Below are 13470 nucleotides of genomic sequence, written 5' to 3'. Positions count from 1 at the left end.
GGCGGTGCCGGCGGGCGTCAGGGTGTGTCGCCGGAGTAGTAGAAGCGGCAGCTCACTCTCGGGCCGGGCGCGCGGGGTTCGCCGGGGCGCGGGTCGTACAGCGCCCGGCCGCCGGGCCACCGCCCCAGCTCGGTCATCAGGGCGACGCCGTCGTCTACCTCTTCCGGCCGCCAGCCCGTGATGTCGAGCAGCAGGCCGTCCAGCGGGCCGCCGACCAGCGCGGCGTACGTCTGGTGCGGCAGCGGGCCCGGGTTGGGGTCGTCGTGGTCGCGGCCGTACACCCGGCCGCGCAGCAGCAGCTCGTCACCATCATTCATCCGACCAGCCTCCCAGCCACCGCCGACAGCGGAAGGCCGGCCGCGACCGATAGTTCGGCATCTCCCGCCCGGCGGGAGGGCGCGGGGGTGCCCTCCCGCTGGACGGGCGTCAGGCGCAGGGCAGACGGTCGGAGACGGGCCAGTCGATGCGCACCCCCCGGCGGATCAGCGCGGTGATGCTGGCGACCTGGCACGTGGGCGGCTGCTCCTGGGTGAAGCGGCGCAGCGCCCGGTACACGCCGTCGCGCAGCTGGCCGTCGGCCATCATGGGCGCCTGCTCCTGCAGTTCGTCGAGGAGCTGCCCGGCGCGGGCCGCGCGGGACAGCGCGGCGTCGGCGAGCGGTCCTTCGGCGAAGCCGTCGCGGACATACAGGCCGGGCTCGATGAAGGTCATGGTGACGATCCCTTTCCGCCCGGCCGCGCGTGGTCTCCCGGTTGGAGACGCGGCCGCGGGACCGAGCGGGCGGGAACGTAGAGCACCGACCGCGTTAGCGTCGCGTCGCGGCAACCGGCCGGGGCAGGCATGGCGTGGGCCAGGCCGGATTCCACCGCCAGGCCGCCCACCGTTCCGCCTGCTCAAAGATGCCGGAGCGTTCGGTGAGCATCGCCAGGACCTCGCCGCGGGCGGCGTCGACGGCCTGGTGCTCGGTGTCGGAGACGATGCCGAGGCGCCGCACGTGGGCGTACTCGTCTTCGTCCTTCCACTCCCAGCGGGTGAGGTCGGGTGCGACGACCAGGTCCACGGTGAGGTCGAGGGTGTCGAACCCGGCCTCGGTGCGGCGGGTGGGGTGCTCGAAGTTGACGTACCAGTTCCGCAGCCGCCGCCCGTCCCCTTCGGGTACGAAGAAGGCGTTGACGCTGAACCAGGACGTGGGCGGCTTCCACAGCAGCAGGTCGGTCTCCTGCCACACCGCGCCCTCGAGCTCCCACTCCCCCGTCGCCATCGCGTCGAACGCGTCCGTGCGCACCGAGCGGTCCTCCTGCGCGCGGGCCTGCGCGTACAGGGCCGGCCACCGGGCCTGTGCGCCGGGTGCGCATGCGGTCACCAGCGCCTCGCTGGTGTCGTCGACGACGCGCAGTGCCTGCTTGCTCCACACCCGGCCGGAGCGGTGGACATCGCGCCGTACAACCGTCTGACCCGTCTCGAAGCGGTGCACCGTGTTCCCCCTCCGGTCCGAGGCCGTGCTGTCCGGCCCGGCTTGCCCACCTCAGCCCATCCCGGCCGGGGTGGGCAAGCCGCCATCCGAGGGTGACTTGCCCACGCCGGCGCCGCGTCTACCGGCGGCGCCCGAACAGGCCGCGGCCCTTCCTCGCCCTCTCCTCCGCTTCGGCCGCCTCCCGAGCCGCGGCCTCCTCCGCCTGTCGACGCGCGACACGCTCAGCTTCCGCCCGGTCGACGTCCTCCTTCCAGCACGGCCCACACAGGTCGTCTCCGGTGCTCCTCCATGAGGACTGCCGGACCGACTGCCAGCGGGCGTCGGTGAACTTCGTCCCGCAGCGGGCGCACACCGGCCGCTTCGCCTCCCGCTCCGCGGCCTCGCGCTCCGCCTGCCGACGCTTGGCCTCCCTCCACTGCACGAGGTACAGGCGGTCACCGTCCGGGTTGTCCAGGGCCTCGGTGAGGGTCTGCCACTCATCCCTGCCGAGCCGTCGCCACACCTTCCCGGCGGCCCCGGCTGGGTCGGCGGTGATCCGCTCCAGCTCGGTGACGACCACGGGCACCGCCTGGTGGTAGTCGACAGCCGTGATACCCACGCCCCTGCCCGGATACGGCTCCCCGGCGAAGTAGCGGCGGCCGGCCTCCTCCAGGCGCCGCATGCGGCTCTCGCGCTGTGCAGCGGTCTTGCCCGTGAACACGAAGGCCACCGGTACGTAGCCCTCCCGGCCGGTCGCCGGGTAAATCCACGGCCACAGCCTGAACTCCTGCACCTTCGCACCCAGGTGATCGTTGCGGACCGCCTTCTCCTTGTTCGGATCGGCCTTCGGCGCCAAGAGCTCGAACCAGTCGGTGTAGCGGCGCAGCTTGTCCACCAGGTCATCGACGGGCTCGGTGACGCGGTCGACCTCCAGGAGCATCGCGGGCACTCCGGCGTCCGGGGCGCGCATCGTCAGGTCGGCGTACTGGGTGTAGCCGTAGGGCAGCTTGTGGGCGATCTCGGTCTGCCAGGACAGCGGGGTGCCGTACCCGGCCCCGGTGAGCACGGCGGCGGTCGAGGTGACAGCGGCGGCGTGTTCGTCGTAGCCGTCGGATTCCACCGGCCGGCCTTCGTCGTCGTACTCCAGCTTGCGCAGCGCGGAGATCCGTACGTTCTTCGGCAGCAGCAGCTTGGCTTCCTTGTGGCCCTTCTCGGTGAGCACCCACAGCTGGTGCCCCGATTCCAGTCGCGTCTCCACCCGGGTCAGGCCCGATTCCTTCAACGCGTTCAGGGTGTCCCTGGTGATCCGGTCATGCCGGTCCGTGGGGCGCAGCATCCGCCAGAGCTGATCGGCGGTGGCCCTCTGGAAGATTCCCAGAGCCCTCAGCACTTCCTTCCTTCGCACTCCGGTCGGCTTCCATACCTGTGTCGACCTAGGAGGGTTGTCGAACGCGTCGCGGGACCTTGACTTCCGGGGCTGACCTGCGGGGACGCGCCGGGCGGGCGAAGTGGCCGTGGAGGGGGCGATGGAGGGGCCCGTGGAGGGGGCCTGCGGGACCTGGTCCACGTCGTCGGAAGGCTGGCGGTCGCGGGCGGCGCGGTCCTCGTGGGCGGGGTCGGGCGTGGGTTCGGTGGGCACGGTGTCCTCGGTTTCTCCGGCCTGCGGGCCGGGTCGGCGGTCGTCCGGCCCACGCGCGGATCTGTGCACGGGCCGGAGCCACCGTGTGAAGGCACCCCTTGTCCGCGGTCTGACGGCCACCGACGCCAGGCGGCCGATTCCTCCTTGACCGCCCCTTGCAGTCCGGATTTGTCCGTGACCGGAGTCACGTCCGCACCGTGTCCGGAGCGCGGTCTCTGTCCACAGGGCCAGGCGCGCACCGTAGGGCGATCGGCCGGGAGCAGCAGGCATCCGGCCAGCGAACAGCAAGGAGCCGTCATGGAGACGACGTCGCCCAAGATGCCCCAGCTCGCCCCCGAGCAGATCCTGCGGGCCGCCGACTACGTGGAGCTGGTGTGGCAGGAGCAGGGCAGCGAGGAGGAGAAGGCCGCTCTGGAGGAGTTCCACGCTGACGGCCCCGAGCTGGCACGGTTGATCGGCGAGTTCGGTGCGCTGCTGCTGGCCGACTACCTCACCGTCGTGCCCGATGAGCACGCCGACTGCGACTCCGCGTACGTCGCCGGGCAGCTGGTGACGGTGGCGAGTCGGTACCTGAAGCGGTGGTGCCTCGCGAGTGGCGCCGGGGCACACTCCGCGTGGATCGCGGCCGGGTTCCTGATCGAGTGCATGCAGGAAGTCGACCAGGTCCACCAGTTCGCGCCGACATCCGCGGCGACGCCTACGCCGGGCAGTCGGCGGCCACGGCCTGAGCCGGAGAGGCCGGAGCAGCGTCCGGGGACGGAGATTTCTCCTCCCCGGGCGCTGCCCGCTCTCGGTGGGGATGTCGCAGGTAGCGGAGGTGGACAAGGGGGTGGCTTGGCCTGCCGTGGGCGGGCCGGCCTCGGATGCTGTCCACTCCCCCACCGCGATGTCATGCACTCCCATCCGATGCCGCATCGAGTGGAGTCCACCCTGTCCACCCATCCGCGCGGTGGAGTCCACCGAGTGGAGTCCACTCCGCACGGTGGACTCCACTCCCAGACAGCGGTGCGCAGCATGGCGCGCTCGGAACGCACCACCGGTGCGGTGGTGCGCACCACGATGCGGTCGGTGCGGGCGCCATCGGTGCGGTGGTGCGGGTCGGTGCGCGCACCCATCCATCCGGTGGTGCGCAGCACGGCGCGCCGCGCACTCCTGGTGGTGCGCGATGCCACTGCCAAGAGGCGCCGAATCGAGCCGAGTTCCTATATCACGCGACCCCTTGACCGTCGTCTTGACAGACCCCGGATTGTGCGGCAGATCACAGGGAATTGACGTGCGAGGCGGTCCTGACCGGGTGGTGCGCACGGTCCGGGCAGGAGGTGCGCTCGGTGCGGCGCACCGAGGATGCGGTGCGCGCCCGGGGTCCACCGGTGCGCGCACCGGTGCGCACGATGCCGCGCATCCTCACCGCGCGGTGCGCTCCACCGGCGCGGTGGGCGCACCGGATACCGGAAGGTCCACGCACTCTCCCACTGGCCAGCGCTCCTCGGAGTGGAGTCCACTCCCACCCGGTTGATCACCACGGTGGGCTCCACTCTCGGAGTGGAGCCCACTCCCACCCGGCCGCCACCGATCCACCCACCGGATGCACGGTGGAGTCCACCCGTGTGCCCACTCACCTCTGGCGGCGTCGGTGCGTACGGGCGGAGCGCCACGGGTTCGGCTGGCCGCTGGGGTACTGCCGGGAGCGTGCGCGGGGCTGGAGCGGTGGCGGCTTCGGGGCCGGGTACAGCACCGTGCGCAGCCGGACCGCGTCGACGAGCTGCTCCAGGCGCTCGCGCTGCTCCGGCGACAGGTGCGGCGGTGGGACGGGGTTGACCATCGGATCCTCCGCTCTCAAGGGGTCGGTCCCCCGCACCCTCGCCTCTCTCCGCCGGCCTTGAGGCTGGGCGGCCGGTCGCGTCCCGGCAGGTGCGCCGGCGACTTCGCCCTGTGTCCCGTCAGGCGAGCGCGGCCGGTCCGGCGTACGCGCGGGCGCCCCACGGACGGCCGGTCCGTGGGGCGCCCGGATGTGGCGGTGGTCAGCTGTGCACCATGGCCTTGAGGTCGCTGAGCGACAGCTCGTTCGTGCCGCGGTCGTCCGAGCTGCTCTGGGTCCAGTTGAGGATCGCGGGATGTGCGTTCTCGGGCGAGTACGAAGTGGCGACGGCCGTGTTCTGGCCGTCGGTTTCGGCGAGCTGGGTGAGATAGGCGGCCAGGGTGTGCGGTCCTCCGCCGCCGTATCCGATGCCGTACCCGTGGCCTTCACGCTGCGGAAGGATCGACAGCACCCCCTTCTCCGTCCGCGCCCAGAACAGGCTGCGGCCGGTGTGGAAGCGGCTGAAGGTGTCGTCGGGGCGCAGGGCGAGCGGCGCGTACGTCTTGTAGCTCCACTGGTCCGCGCCGTCCTCGCCGCGGTGCTTGAAGTGCTTGCCGACGACGGGGAGCCCGAACTCGGGGTCGTAGAAGGTCCGGCGGCACACGCAGCCGGAGCCGCTGATCGCCGACGGGCTGCTGGGGTCTTCCGTGACGCACGGGTGGAACAGGGTCGGGATCTCGCTGGACTCCACGAGCGTGCAGTGCATCGCGTTCGGTTCGCACCGCACCAGCCTGCCCAGCCACTCCTGGAAGTGCGGTGTCACGGTCTGCTGCGCCTCGATGTCCACCTCGGCGTTCAGCGACGACGAGGCGATGCCGAGGCGCGGCTCGGTGTAGAGGACGAAGTGCATGAAGCCGTTCGTCGGGTCGGTCAGGTTCAGGTCGACTGGCTTGTAGGTCAACGGGGCGCTCCAAGGGTCAGGAGAGGCGGTGTTCGGGGCGCAGGACCAGGCCGCGGTCGAAGAACTGTGCGTGTCGTCCCGGCCGAGCCCGAGAGCGCGGGCAACGGTGGTGCCTTCGTCGTCGCGGATGAAGGCCAGCAGGATCTTGCGGCTGGCGGGGTCGGCCATGGTCCGGCGGGCGGCTTCCACGGTGTGGGCGACGCAGCCGGTGGTGCCGTCTTCGACGACGTCCCGCCGCCGGGAGTTGGCGCCCCAGACGTTGAGCTGGAGGTTGGCGCCCTCCGTGGAGCAGTCCTCCTTGGAGTCCGCACCGAGCACGCACCGCCCGAGCAGCGCGGCGTGGGCGTGGCGCTGGAGGTAGACGGCCGTGCCCAGGAGCCGGTCGACTTCCTTCTCCGTGTTCTCGCGGGCCTTCTCGGGGCTGACGAGTGAGGTCTTGGGGTCGTGGGGCTGAACCCGGATCTTCAGCGCCGCCAGGTTGCGGGCGAGGTCGTCGGCGATGCTGAGCAGGCCCACCAGGTTCACGTCGCCGGGCTGGCGGGGCGGGGGGCAGTTCGTTGGGGTAGCTCTCCAGCGGTTCCAGCGGTTCGTGCAGGTCGGTCAAGGTTCCTCCCGTGCCGGGTGCCAACGCCCCGATTCTCAGTCCGGCCCGCCGGGCCTCGCGGGTGAAGTCGCCAATCGGCCATCTGCTGGTCTGTTGGTATCCCTCACCGGTCGGGGCCGGCTCCCCTGCCCTGGTCGGGCTGCGCTGTGTGGTGCTGCTGCTGGCTGCCCGCGTCGGCGGCCGGAGCCTGCTTCGCCTGGTGTGCGTGCTTCGTTTGGTCCGCCTGTTCTTCGACCGTGCGGCTGCGGGCCTCGGCGGCGCGGGTGAAGGCGGCGATGCGGGCCAGGTTCTGTGGCGAGGTCATCCACGTGGCGGGGTCCGTCGTACGGCCCTCCAGGTACTCCTGCGGCATCGCGGCCTGCTGGTGGGCGTGGATGGCGGCGGCCCGCTGCGCCGGAGTCTGAGCGGCAGCCCGGCCGGGATGGTCGACGCCGTGCGGCGCGGCCTGGTCGGGGTCGCCGGTGGGCGGCGCGGCCGACGCGGTCGCGGCCGGAGCTTCGTCCCGTGCGGGCGGTGCGGTGAGGGCGTCGCGGATCGCGTTTTGCAGGGTGAGGCTGGCGAGCCGCGCCCGCTCGTACCGGGTTGACTCCCGGGGTGGCTTCCCGTCGGTACCCGCGATCCACCAGCGGGTGGGCCAGGTGAAGTCCGCTGTGTAGGAGAGCTGATCCGCAGCCGGGGGCCGCCGGCCCTTCTGGGGCACGGTGAGCTGACGGCCGTAGCGCTCCAGGGCCCGGTTGGCGATGTGGCTGTCGATGCCGGGCACGTAGGCGCGGCCGCGCAGGGTCTCCAGCAGGTGCCGGCGCGCTTCGGCCAGGACGTGGCGGCGGTAGAAGATCCCGCGCACGGTGAAGACGACCGCGGCGACATCGACCGTGGCGAGCGCGGTGTCCACCCACGGCCTCACCCGGGCCCGGATCGCTGCCCCGGCCGCCTGGCACCGCTGAAGGAGCTCGTCGACCATCCGGTGCCCGAACTTCAGGAGCGCGGAGACACGCCACCACGCCAGCAGCTGGTCCAGCGGGCGCGGGGTCTTCTTGTCCGGTCGGGTCTCCTGCGCCGCCCACCACGCCAGACCGTGGCGGGCTCGTTCGCCGGGGAGTCGGCCGTGCTTCTTCACGTAGTCGTCGGTGATGCCCTCGAGGACGTCCTCGATCCGGCGGCGCCGGGTGGAGGACCAGTCGATGAGCTCCTGGTCGACGCCGGCTATCTCCATCACCGGGCGCAGGCCCGGCGTCACCTCCCGGGGCACGGTCGCTAGCCCGAGCTCCTCGCACACCTCGGTGGTCATCTCCAAGGTGTACAGCGTGTCGGCGGCCACGACGTTCTTGTAGAGCCGGACCGTGTCCAGCGCGTACCAGGAGCCGTCCGGGCGCTGTACCCGGTTGGCGATCAGACAGTGCTCGTGCAGGAGGGGAAAGCCGTTCCTGTTGTCGTTGTGCCGGAACGCCGCGACGACCAGGGCCGGGGCTTTCGCGCGCCCCCGGCCGGACGCCCACCGGGTCTGCGCGACCTCATCCTCCAGCCAGCGCAGCGTCGTGGCGACGGCCCGCTCGTGCGCCCGCTCGATGATCCGGCGCGTCCGGTCATCCCCCAGCGCCCACAGCACGACCAGCGATGCCTGCGGCCGGAACACGAAGTCCAGGGCGAGCAGCGGGGTCTGCTTGCGCCGCTCGATCTCCTCGATCGGCTGCCCGAGGACGGTGGCCCGCCGCGCCGTCTCCGGGTCGACGCCGTCGTCCAGGAGCTCGCGTTCCATGCGGTCGGCGTCCGGGTGCCGGCCTTCCCCGAACAACAGCTTCATCTGCCGTTCCGTCACCACCTGCCCTTCGGTGAGGCCAAGTGCGGCCAGGCCGCGCCCCAACCACCTTCCGGGCGGGAGCCCGGCCATCTCCTGGGCGTCCTTCAACGTCTGGCCGACGGGGCGGCGCCCGTCCCCGAACGCGACCCCGCGCACGTAGTACCGCCAGGCGTTCCGTCGCTGAACCTTCGCAACACTGATCATCCCGGCAGCGAACACCGGCTCTGACCTGCGGAAAAGAGCGTTCCCGTGGGGCGGGACGGTTCACCGGAACTTCACGGCCGATCCCGCCGGGCGGGCGCTTGCGGCGGCACCGGGACCGCCCGGCGGACACCACCAGAGCCATGCAAATCCTGCGCGGCACCCAGTCACACACGCCTCACACACCCCGAAAACCGCAAGCAGACGACTCCACCGTCAACGAGCGCACATCTACGTACCGCTCCCCCACCCAACGGCCAAGGACGCACCGCCCAGCACCACGTCACCGACTCCCTTCAACCCAAGAGAGACACCCACTGCCCCTGGCGACGGCCGGGGGCTTCGTGCTGCCTGGAGGACCGACGTGCCCACCTACGAGACCACGCCTCGCTTCGCACCGACCTGGACCGCCTCACTCCCGAGCAGCGCCACCGCTTCCGCCAGGCCGTGACGGCGTTCGTCGACGACCTGCGCACCGGCGGGCGCTTCCGCGCCGGCCTCCGCGTGAAGGGTGTGCGGCGTGCTCACGGTGTCTTCGAGCTGACCTGGGACGGCAACGGCCGCGCCACCTGGTCCTATGGGGAGGAGATAGTCCGGGGCGAGCGACACATCATCTGGCGTCGCATCGGCACCCACGACATCCTCGCCGGCCCGTGAGGCCATGCCGCATCGAAGCGGCGGGAGGCCGGTCATCCGCTGGCGGGCTCGGAGCCCGCGCCGAAGGGCGGGACGTCCGTGACCGCGACGTCAAGCCGGAGCCGGGCGAAGCGCACCGGGTGCCGCCACGCTCCGCGCTCCAGCGCCGTGTCCACCGTGATCTCGGCGACCAGCTCCGGTTCGACCAGCACGACGTCGAGCGGCGTGCGCGACCCCCAGGAGGTCGTGAACCGCACGCCCTCCCAGGGATGTCCGGGCCCGGCTGGTGTCAGCCGGTCGGCCAGGTCGCGTGCAGCGTCCGGCCGCAGCGGCGTACTGCGGCCGACTGCCCGGAGCGCCCCGGCCGCGTCGAGGCGGCCCAGCACGAGCGTCTGCGGCCGCCGTACGGTGCCGGTGATGGCGCCGACGATCGCCTCGGTGGTGTCCCGGCGGCGCACCTTGTAGAGCGCGCGGGCTCCCGGCAGATATCGTTGGCCGCTCCCCCGGATCACCAGTCCTTCGACGCCGGGCACCTGCGTCCAGGACGTCAGCCACTCCTGCGCCGTCGCCAGGTCGGTCGTCTCCGGGCAGAGCGTCCACGGGGCGCTCAGCCGGTGGTCGGTGAACAGCCGCTCAAGCTTTGCGCGCCGCTCGCCGTACGGAAGGTTCAGGAGCTCCTGGCCGTCGATCTGGAGGACGTCGAAGGCGATGAAGTGCGCGGGCGCCTCTGCCGCGAGGCGGGCGGCGGTGCGGCCGCCGGAGACCGCGCGCCGCTGGAGCGCCTCGAACGACATCTTGCCCTCGGCCCACACGATCAGCTCGCCGTCGAGGACCAGGCCGTCGGGCAGGTCTGCGGCGGCACCCATGAGGTCAGGGAAGCGGCTCTGCAGGAGGCTGCCGCGTCGGGACTGCACCAGCAGCGGGCCGGGCGCCGGGCACGGGGTGTAGACGATCGCCCGGTAGCCGTCGAACTTGGGCTGGAATCGCAGTTCACCGGGCAGTGCGCCCGGCGCGGGCACCGTGTCGCGGGCCTGCGCCAGCATCGGTTCCACCGGCGGCCGAAGGACCATACGTCCGGTCTACGGGCTGCCCGGTGCCGCCGCGACCGGAGGCGGCCAGCGGTGTTTCGGGCGTCATCATGTGATCAGCGCGCACGACCTTGCGCGGTCACATCTCGTTGGGCGGGACATGAAGCTGACGACCGAGCCGGGCCACGTGGAGGCGCTGGCGGAGGAGGCCGTCGTCGCGGCGTGCACGCTGGCCGACGCCGCCGATCCGGCACGGTGGAGCGTGGGCGCGGTGGAGGACGCGGCCGCCGCACTCGAGGTCCTGGCCGGTGCGCTCGCCCAGCTCGACCCGGAGTGCGCGGAGATCCTCGCCGTCGTCCCGGTCGCGGCGGCCGCCATCGTCGAACGCGCCGAACAGGCCGTGGCCGGAACCAGCCCGAGCGAGGTCGGAGGCAGGGCGACAACTGGAACGAGTACGGCGCTGCGCCAGGCGCTCGCCGCGCATGGCCTGACCCGGCACCGTGTCCACCAGCTCGGTGCCGCGCTGGTGACCGTGACGCTGGACGCCCCCGAGGCGCAGGCCCTGGCCGTCCTCCTCAGCCGACGCGACGCCCTCCCCCGCCAGGTGCAGCGGGACGACGCCGGGTGGGGTGCAGGTCCGGCGGAGACCGCGGCCGCCGCGCTCGCCGACGCCCTCCGAGCCCACGGCACCGGCGCGTACGCACGGGTCCTGACCTCCGGACAGGTGAGTGCTGGCCTCACCCCGCAGACCGCCCACGCGGTGATCACGGCCCTCACCGCACGGCCCGGCGCCGCGTCACTCGGCAAGCGGCGCGGGCTCGGGTCTGGCTTCAAGGGCATCGCCGCCCGCTAGGTGCGTCATGACGCGCGGCTGAGTCGGACGGCGTCAGGCTGTGGTGAAGCTAGCGAGGGTGCTCTGGAGTCGGCGGATCGCGGTGGGGTGGTCAGCTGGAGGTATCGGGGCGGTGGAGGCGGGTGTCGCGTGGTGGTGTGGTTGCGGCTTGCCACAGCGGGCGGAGTTCGGCGGGACGGCCGTGGAGGGCGAGGATGATGCGGGCTGCGGTGTCCCAGTCGGGGATGTCGCCGCCGCTGAGTGCGCGGCTGATCTTCCGGATGGGCAGATGCGTTCGGGGGCTGGTGGCGTGCTGGATGGTCCAGAGGTCGGGGCGGCCGGCGGCCAGGTAGAGCGCACGCAGGGAGGTGTGGAACTTCTCTTTCGCTTTCGCGGGGTCCAGGGGGGCGGGTTCGCGGGCGGGGGTGTCTGGGGCGGGTGGTCGTTGCGCGGCCTCCCACAGATCCCGGAGTTCGTGGTGGCTGGCGTGGCAGGCGGCTGCGAATCGTTGAACCACGGGCCAGGAGGGGCGGCGTGTGCCGGAGAGGATCCGGGAGACGTGGGAGGGTGAGACGCCCATGTCGAGGGCGGTTTCCTTGATGGACTTCCTGGTGGCGCGCTGCAGGAAGGACATGGCGGCCGCGAGCTGTTGAGCGGGTGTCTGGCTGGGTGGCCGGGCTGCACCGTCGGCGGGATCAGTTGTGGCCGTGCAAGGAGTGCCGGCCCGCTGGTCGTGGGAGCCGTTGGAGCTGTCCGGTGCCGGGACGGAGCCGGTGGCGCGAGTCGCGCGGACGAGGTCGAGGCGGCGGGTGATGGCGTCCTGCGTCCACTTCTTGCGCATCCGTTCGGTTCCTCGGCCGGTGGAGCGGCAGATGTCGTCCCATGAGTCTCCGCGGGCGCGGCCTCGGCCGACGACGGCTGCTTCGACGTTTTGCAGGAGCCGCTGCAGATCGGTGACCTGGCGCATGAGGTTGGCCGAGGTGCCGCCGTCCTGGACGGTGGTCAGCAAGGTCGTGACGGCCAGGTGGAGGTCTTCGGTGGTCGCGCGGAGGTCTTCGTCGTGCTGGGTGTGATCTGGCGGTTCGGTGGAGGAACCGCGAGCGGCGGCTTTGCAGGCGGTGGAACAGAAGGCTTTGGGTCGACCGGGCCTGACGGTATGTTTGTACTCTTTGCCGCAGTTGGAACACTGCCTGGTCTGCTGCCGCGGGATGCCGGAGGGCATGCGGGTGCCTCTTTCAGGGGAACGCGGAGGAGTTTCGAAGGTACGAAGCGGTCGCGGATGGCCCGCCGGGCGGAGAAACCACCCGGCGGGCAGCGGCTGAACACCGCGCCCGGCGCCGGCCGTCTCTCCCAAGGGAAGAACGGGGCATTGGGGGGCGACGGATTTCAGAGGCAGCGAACTCGCTTGTAAACGAGGCGGGTCCCGGCAGCGAGGACCGACAGAGTGATGGCCAAAGCTGCCAGAACGACTGGGTCGCGGACTCCGGTGATGAGCACGATCGGCAACACTGGCAGTGCAATGAACGCAGTTCCCCGTGCCGTGACTGTCAAGTCATCGCCTCTGCGCGTTTCCCCTGGCGAAAACGGGGCCATGATAGCGTCGGCACCTGGTTCCGGCCCCCATAACGGGCGCCGGGGGCGATTGCGGTCGTTGGGCATGAAGTAGCCCCTTTCCATACGTGGTTCACGTTCGGTGCGATCGGGATCGCGGTTGCTGAAACAAGGCCCTGGCTGTGGTTTGGACGCCCCCGCCAGGGTCCTTGTCGTTCCGGCGTACACCGGCGAGCGCCGACCCTAGCTCGCCACCGCTCCGCAGCGCCACGCGTACTCTGCGTTATGGCCGCATGCGCCCATGCGGCCACGCAAACCCCTGTTCCCCTCGCGCGACCCCTCAGAGCCCAGACCTCGGACACGTATCGCCCACGGAGATGCAGAAGCGATCCAATGGCGAAACGAAGCGATCGCCGAAGGCCCGAAATGTCGCGACTAGGTCTCTATCAGGTGCAATCCCACATGCAATCCCACCCGCAGCCCCGGCACGCCGCCGACAGGCGTTCCATCGGCCGTGCCCAGCGCCAGCACCCGCCATCCCCCGCCACCCCACCAGAGATGGCCACGCCGCGGAGCTCGGCCCCGCGGGCCTCGGTGGTCTGCGTCAGCCGCTGGCGGGCTGCCCGCCTTCCCCGAACATCGACACGCCGGCCACGGTGACGTCCAGACGCGGCCGCACGAAGCGCGGCGGGGGTCTCCACGCGCCTCGGTCAATGGCTGTGCCCGCGCTGACCTCCACAGCCAAGTCCGGAACGACCAGGATCAGGTCCAGAGGCTCCCGGCGGCCCCAGGTAGCGGTGAACCGTACGCCGGTCCAGAGATGGTCGGGGTCGACGGCCGCGAGGTGGCCGCCGAGCAGGCAAGCGGCGTCCGGAGTCAGCGACGTCGTACGGCCCACCGGGCGCAGCCGGCCGTCTTGCCGGTAACGGCGCGGACGATCGCTTCGGTGGTGTCGCGGCGGCGGACTTT

Annotated in this window: 13 protein-coding genes; 3 read left to right on the top strand and 10 right to left on the bottom strand. The window is 71.6% G+C overall.

What is annotated here, in order from left to right; all coding sequences use genetic code 11:
• Positions 1 to 17: 17 nt before the first annotated feature.
• The 4 genes from ACGF5U_RS30895 to ACGF5U_RS30880 form a co-directional block, all read right to left on the bottom strand.
• On the bottom strand, positions 18 to 317 hold the full coding sequence (locus ACGF5U_RS30895; protein WP_392717975.1) for a hypothetical protein: 300 nt from the start codon (positions 315 to 317) through the stop codon (positions 18 to 20).
• Between the two features lie 109 nt (positions 318 to 426).
• A complete protein-coding gene (locus ACGF5U_RS30890) occupies positions 427 to 711 on the bottom strand; it encodes a hypothetical protein (RefSeq protein WP_392717977.1) in 285 nt (94 codons plus the stop codon).
• 94 nt (positions 712 to 805) lie between these two features.
• Positions 806 to 1474 (bottom strand): DUF402 domain-containing protein, encoded by a 669-nt coding sequence (locus ACGF5U_RS30885; RefSeq protein WP_392717979.1) that lies wholly within the window; start codon positions 1472 to 1474, stop codon positions 806 to 808.
• A 118-nt stretch (positions 1475 to 1592) separates the two neighbouring features.
• Positions 1593 to 2843 carry a replication-relaxation family protein gene (locus tag ACGF5U_RS30880; RefSeq protein ID WP_392717981.1) on the bottom strand — a complete coding sequence of 417 codons (1251 nt, stop codon included), beginning with the start codon at positions 2841 to 2843 and terminating at the stop codon, positions 1593 to 1595.
• 546 nt (positions 2844 to 3389) lie between these two features.
• Between ACGF5U_RS30880 and ACGF5U_RS30875 the strand changes: the two genes are divergently transcribed.
• Positions 3390 to 4364, top strand: a complete 975-nt coding sequence (locus ACGF5U_RS30875) for a hypothetical protein (protein ID WP_392717983.1) — start codon at positions 3390 to 3392, stop codon at positions 4362 to 4364.
• A 343-nt stretch (positions 4365 to 4707) separates the two neighbouring features.
• Here the strand turns inward: ACGF5U_RS30875 and ACGF5U_RS30870 are convergent, their stop codons facing one another.
• The 3 genes from ACGF5U_RS30870 to mobF form a co-directional block, all read right to left on the bottom strand.
• Entirely contained in the window at positions 4708 to 4914 is a 207-nt protein-coding gene (locus tag ACGF5U_RS30870) for a hypothetical protein (protein ID WP_392717985.1), read from the bottom strand.
• A gap of 199 nt (positions 4915 to 5113) precedes the next feature.
• Positions 5114 to 6376 (bottom strand): hypothetical protein, encoded by a 1263-nt coding sequence (locus ACGF5U_RS30865; protein ID WP_392717987.1) that lies wholly within the window; start codon positions 6374 to 6376, stop codon positions 5114 to 5116.
• Positions 6377 to 6558: 182 nt separating this feature from the next.
• Complete coding sequence (gene mobF / locus ACGF5U_RS30860) at positions 6559 to 8457, bottom strand: MobF family relaxase (protein ID WP_392717989.1); 1899 nt, start codon at positions 8455 to 8457, stop codon at positions 6559 to 6561.
• 444 nt (positions 8458 to 8901) lie between these two features.
• Between mobF and ACGF5U_RS30855 the strand changes: the two genes are divergently transcribed.
• Positions 8902 to 9111, top strand: a complete 210-nt coding sequence (locus tag ACGF5U_RS30855) for a hypothetical protein (protein WP_392717991.1) — start codon at positions 8902 to 8904, stop codon at positions 9109 to 9111.
• A 32-nt stretch (positions 9112 to 9143) separates the two neighbouring features.
• Here the strand turns inward: ACGF5U_RS30855 and ACGF5U_RS30850 are convergent, their stop codons facing one another.
• Positions 9144 to 10160: an ATP-dependent DNA ligase gene (locus ACGF5U_RS30850; protein ID WP_392717993.1), complete on the bottom strand. Its 1017-nt coding sequence runs from the start codon at positions 10158 to 10160 to the stop codon at positions 9144 to 9146.
• A gap of 118 nt (positions 10161 to 10278) precedes the next feature.
• On the opposite strand from ACGF5U_RS30850, the gene ACGF5U_RS30845 reads away from it, so the two are divergent.
• Positions 10279 to 10971, top strand: a complete 693-nt coding sequence (locus ACGF5U_RS30845) for a hypothetical protein (protein ID WP_392717995.1) — start codon at positions 10279 to 10281, stop codon at positions 10969 to 10971.
• Between the two features lie 91 nt (positions 10972 to 11062).
• Here the strand turns inward: ACGF5U_RS30845 and ACGF5U_RS30840 are convergent, their stop codons facing one another.
• Both ACGF5U_RS30840 and ACGF5U_RS30835 read right to left on the bottom strand, forming a co-directional pair.
• Positions 11063 to 12172 carry a helix-turn-helix domain-containing protein gene (locus ACGF5U_RS30840; protein WP_392717997.1) on the bottom strand — a complete coding sequence of 370 codons (1110 nt, stop codon included), beginning with the start codon at positions 12170 to 12172 and terminating at the stop codon, positions 11063 to 11065.
• Positions 12173 to 13105: 933 nt separating this feature from the next.
• Positions 13106 to 13399, bottom strand: coding sequence for a hypothetical protein (locus ACGF5U_RS30835; RefSeq protein ID WP_392717999.1), 294 nt, complete (start codon positions 13397 to 13399; stop codon positions 13106 to 13108).
• Positions 13400 to 13470: the final 71 nt, after the last annotated feature.

This window comes from Streptomyces sp. NPDC047886, assembly GCF_043204435.1.
GTDB lineage: Bacteria > Actinomycetota > Actinomycetes > Streptomycetales > Streptomycetaceae > Streptomyces.
Note: the sequence above shows the minus strand (reverse complement) of the source record. Positions and strands in the feature narration are given on the sequence as shown.

What these genes read in the sequence shown, in the direction of transcription:
- ACGF5U_RS30895 (WP_392717975.1), bottom strand. Translation starts at nt 317, where the DNA reads ATGAATGATGGTGACGAGCTGCTGCTGCGCGGCCGGGTGTACGGCCGC.
- ACGF5U_RS30875 (WP_392717983.1), top strand. Translation starts at nt 3,390, where the DNA reads ATGGAGACGACGTCGCCCAAGATGCCCCAGCTCGCCCCCGAGCAGATC.
- ACGF5U_RS30850 (WP_392717993.1), bottom strand. Translation starts at nt 10,160, where the DNA reads ATGGTCCTTCGGCCGCCGGTGGAACCGATGCTGGCGCAGGCCCGCGAC.
- ACGF5U_RS30870 (WP_392717985.1), bottom strand. Translation starts at nt 4,914, where the DNA reads ATGGTCAACCCCGTCCCACCGCCGCACCTGTCGCCGGAGCAGCGCGAG.
- mobF (WP_392717989.1), bottom strand. Translation starts at nt 8,457, where the DNA reads ATGATCAGTGTTGCGAAGGTTCAGCGACGGAACGCCTGGCGGTACTAC.
- ACGF5U_RS30890 (WP_392717977.1), bottom strand. Translation starts at nt 711, where the DNA reads ATGACCTTCATCGAGCCCGGCCTGTATGTCCGCGACGGCTTCGCCGAA.
- ACGF5U_RS30840 (WP_392717997.1), bottom strand. Translation starts at nt 12,172, where the DNA reads ATGCCCTCCGGCATCCCGCGGCAGCAGACCAGGCAGTGTTCCAACTGC.
- ACGF5U_RS30845 (WP_392717995.1), top strand. Translation starts at nt 10,279, where the DNA reads ATGAAGCTGACGACCGAGCCGGGCCACGTGGAGGCGCTGGCGGAGGAG.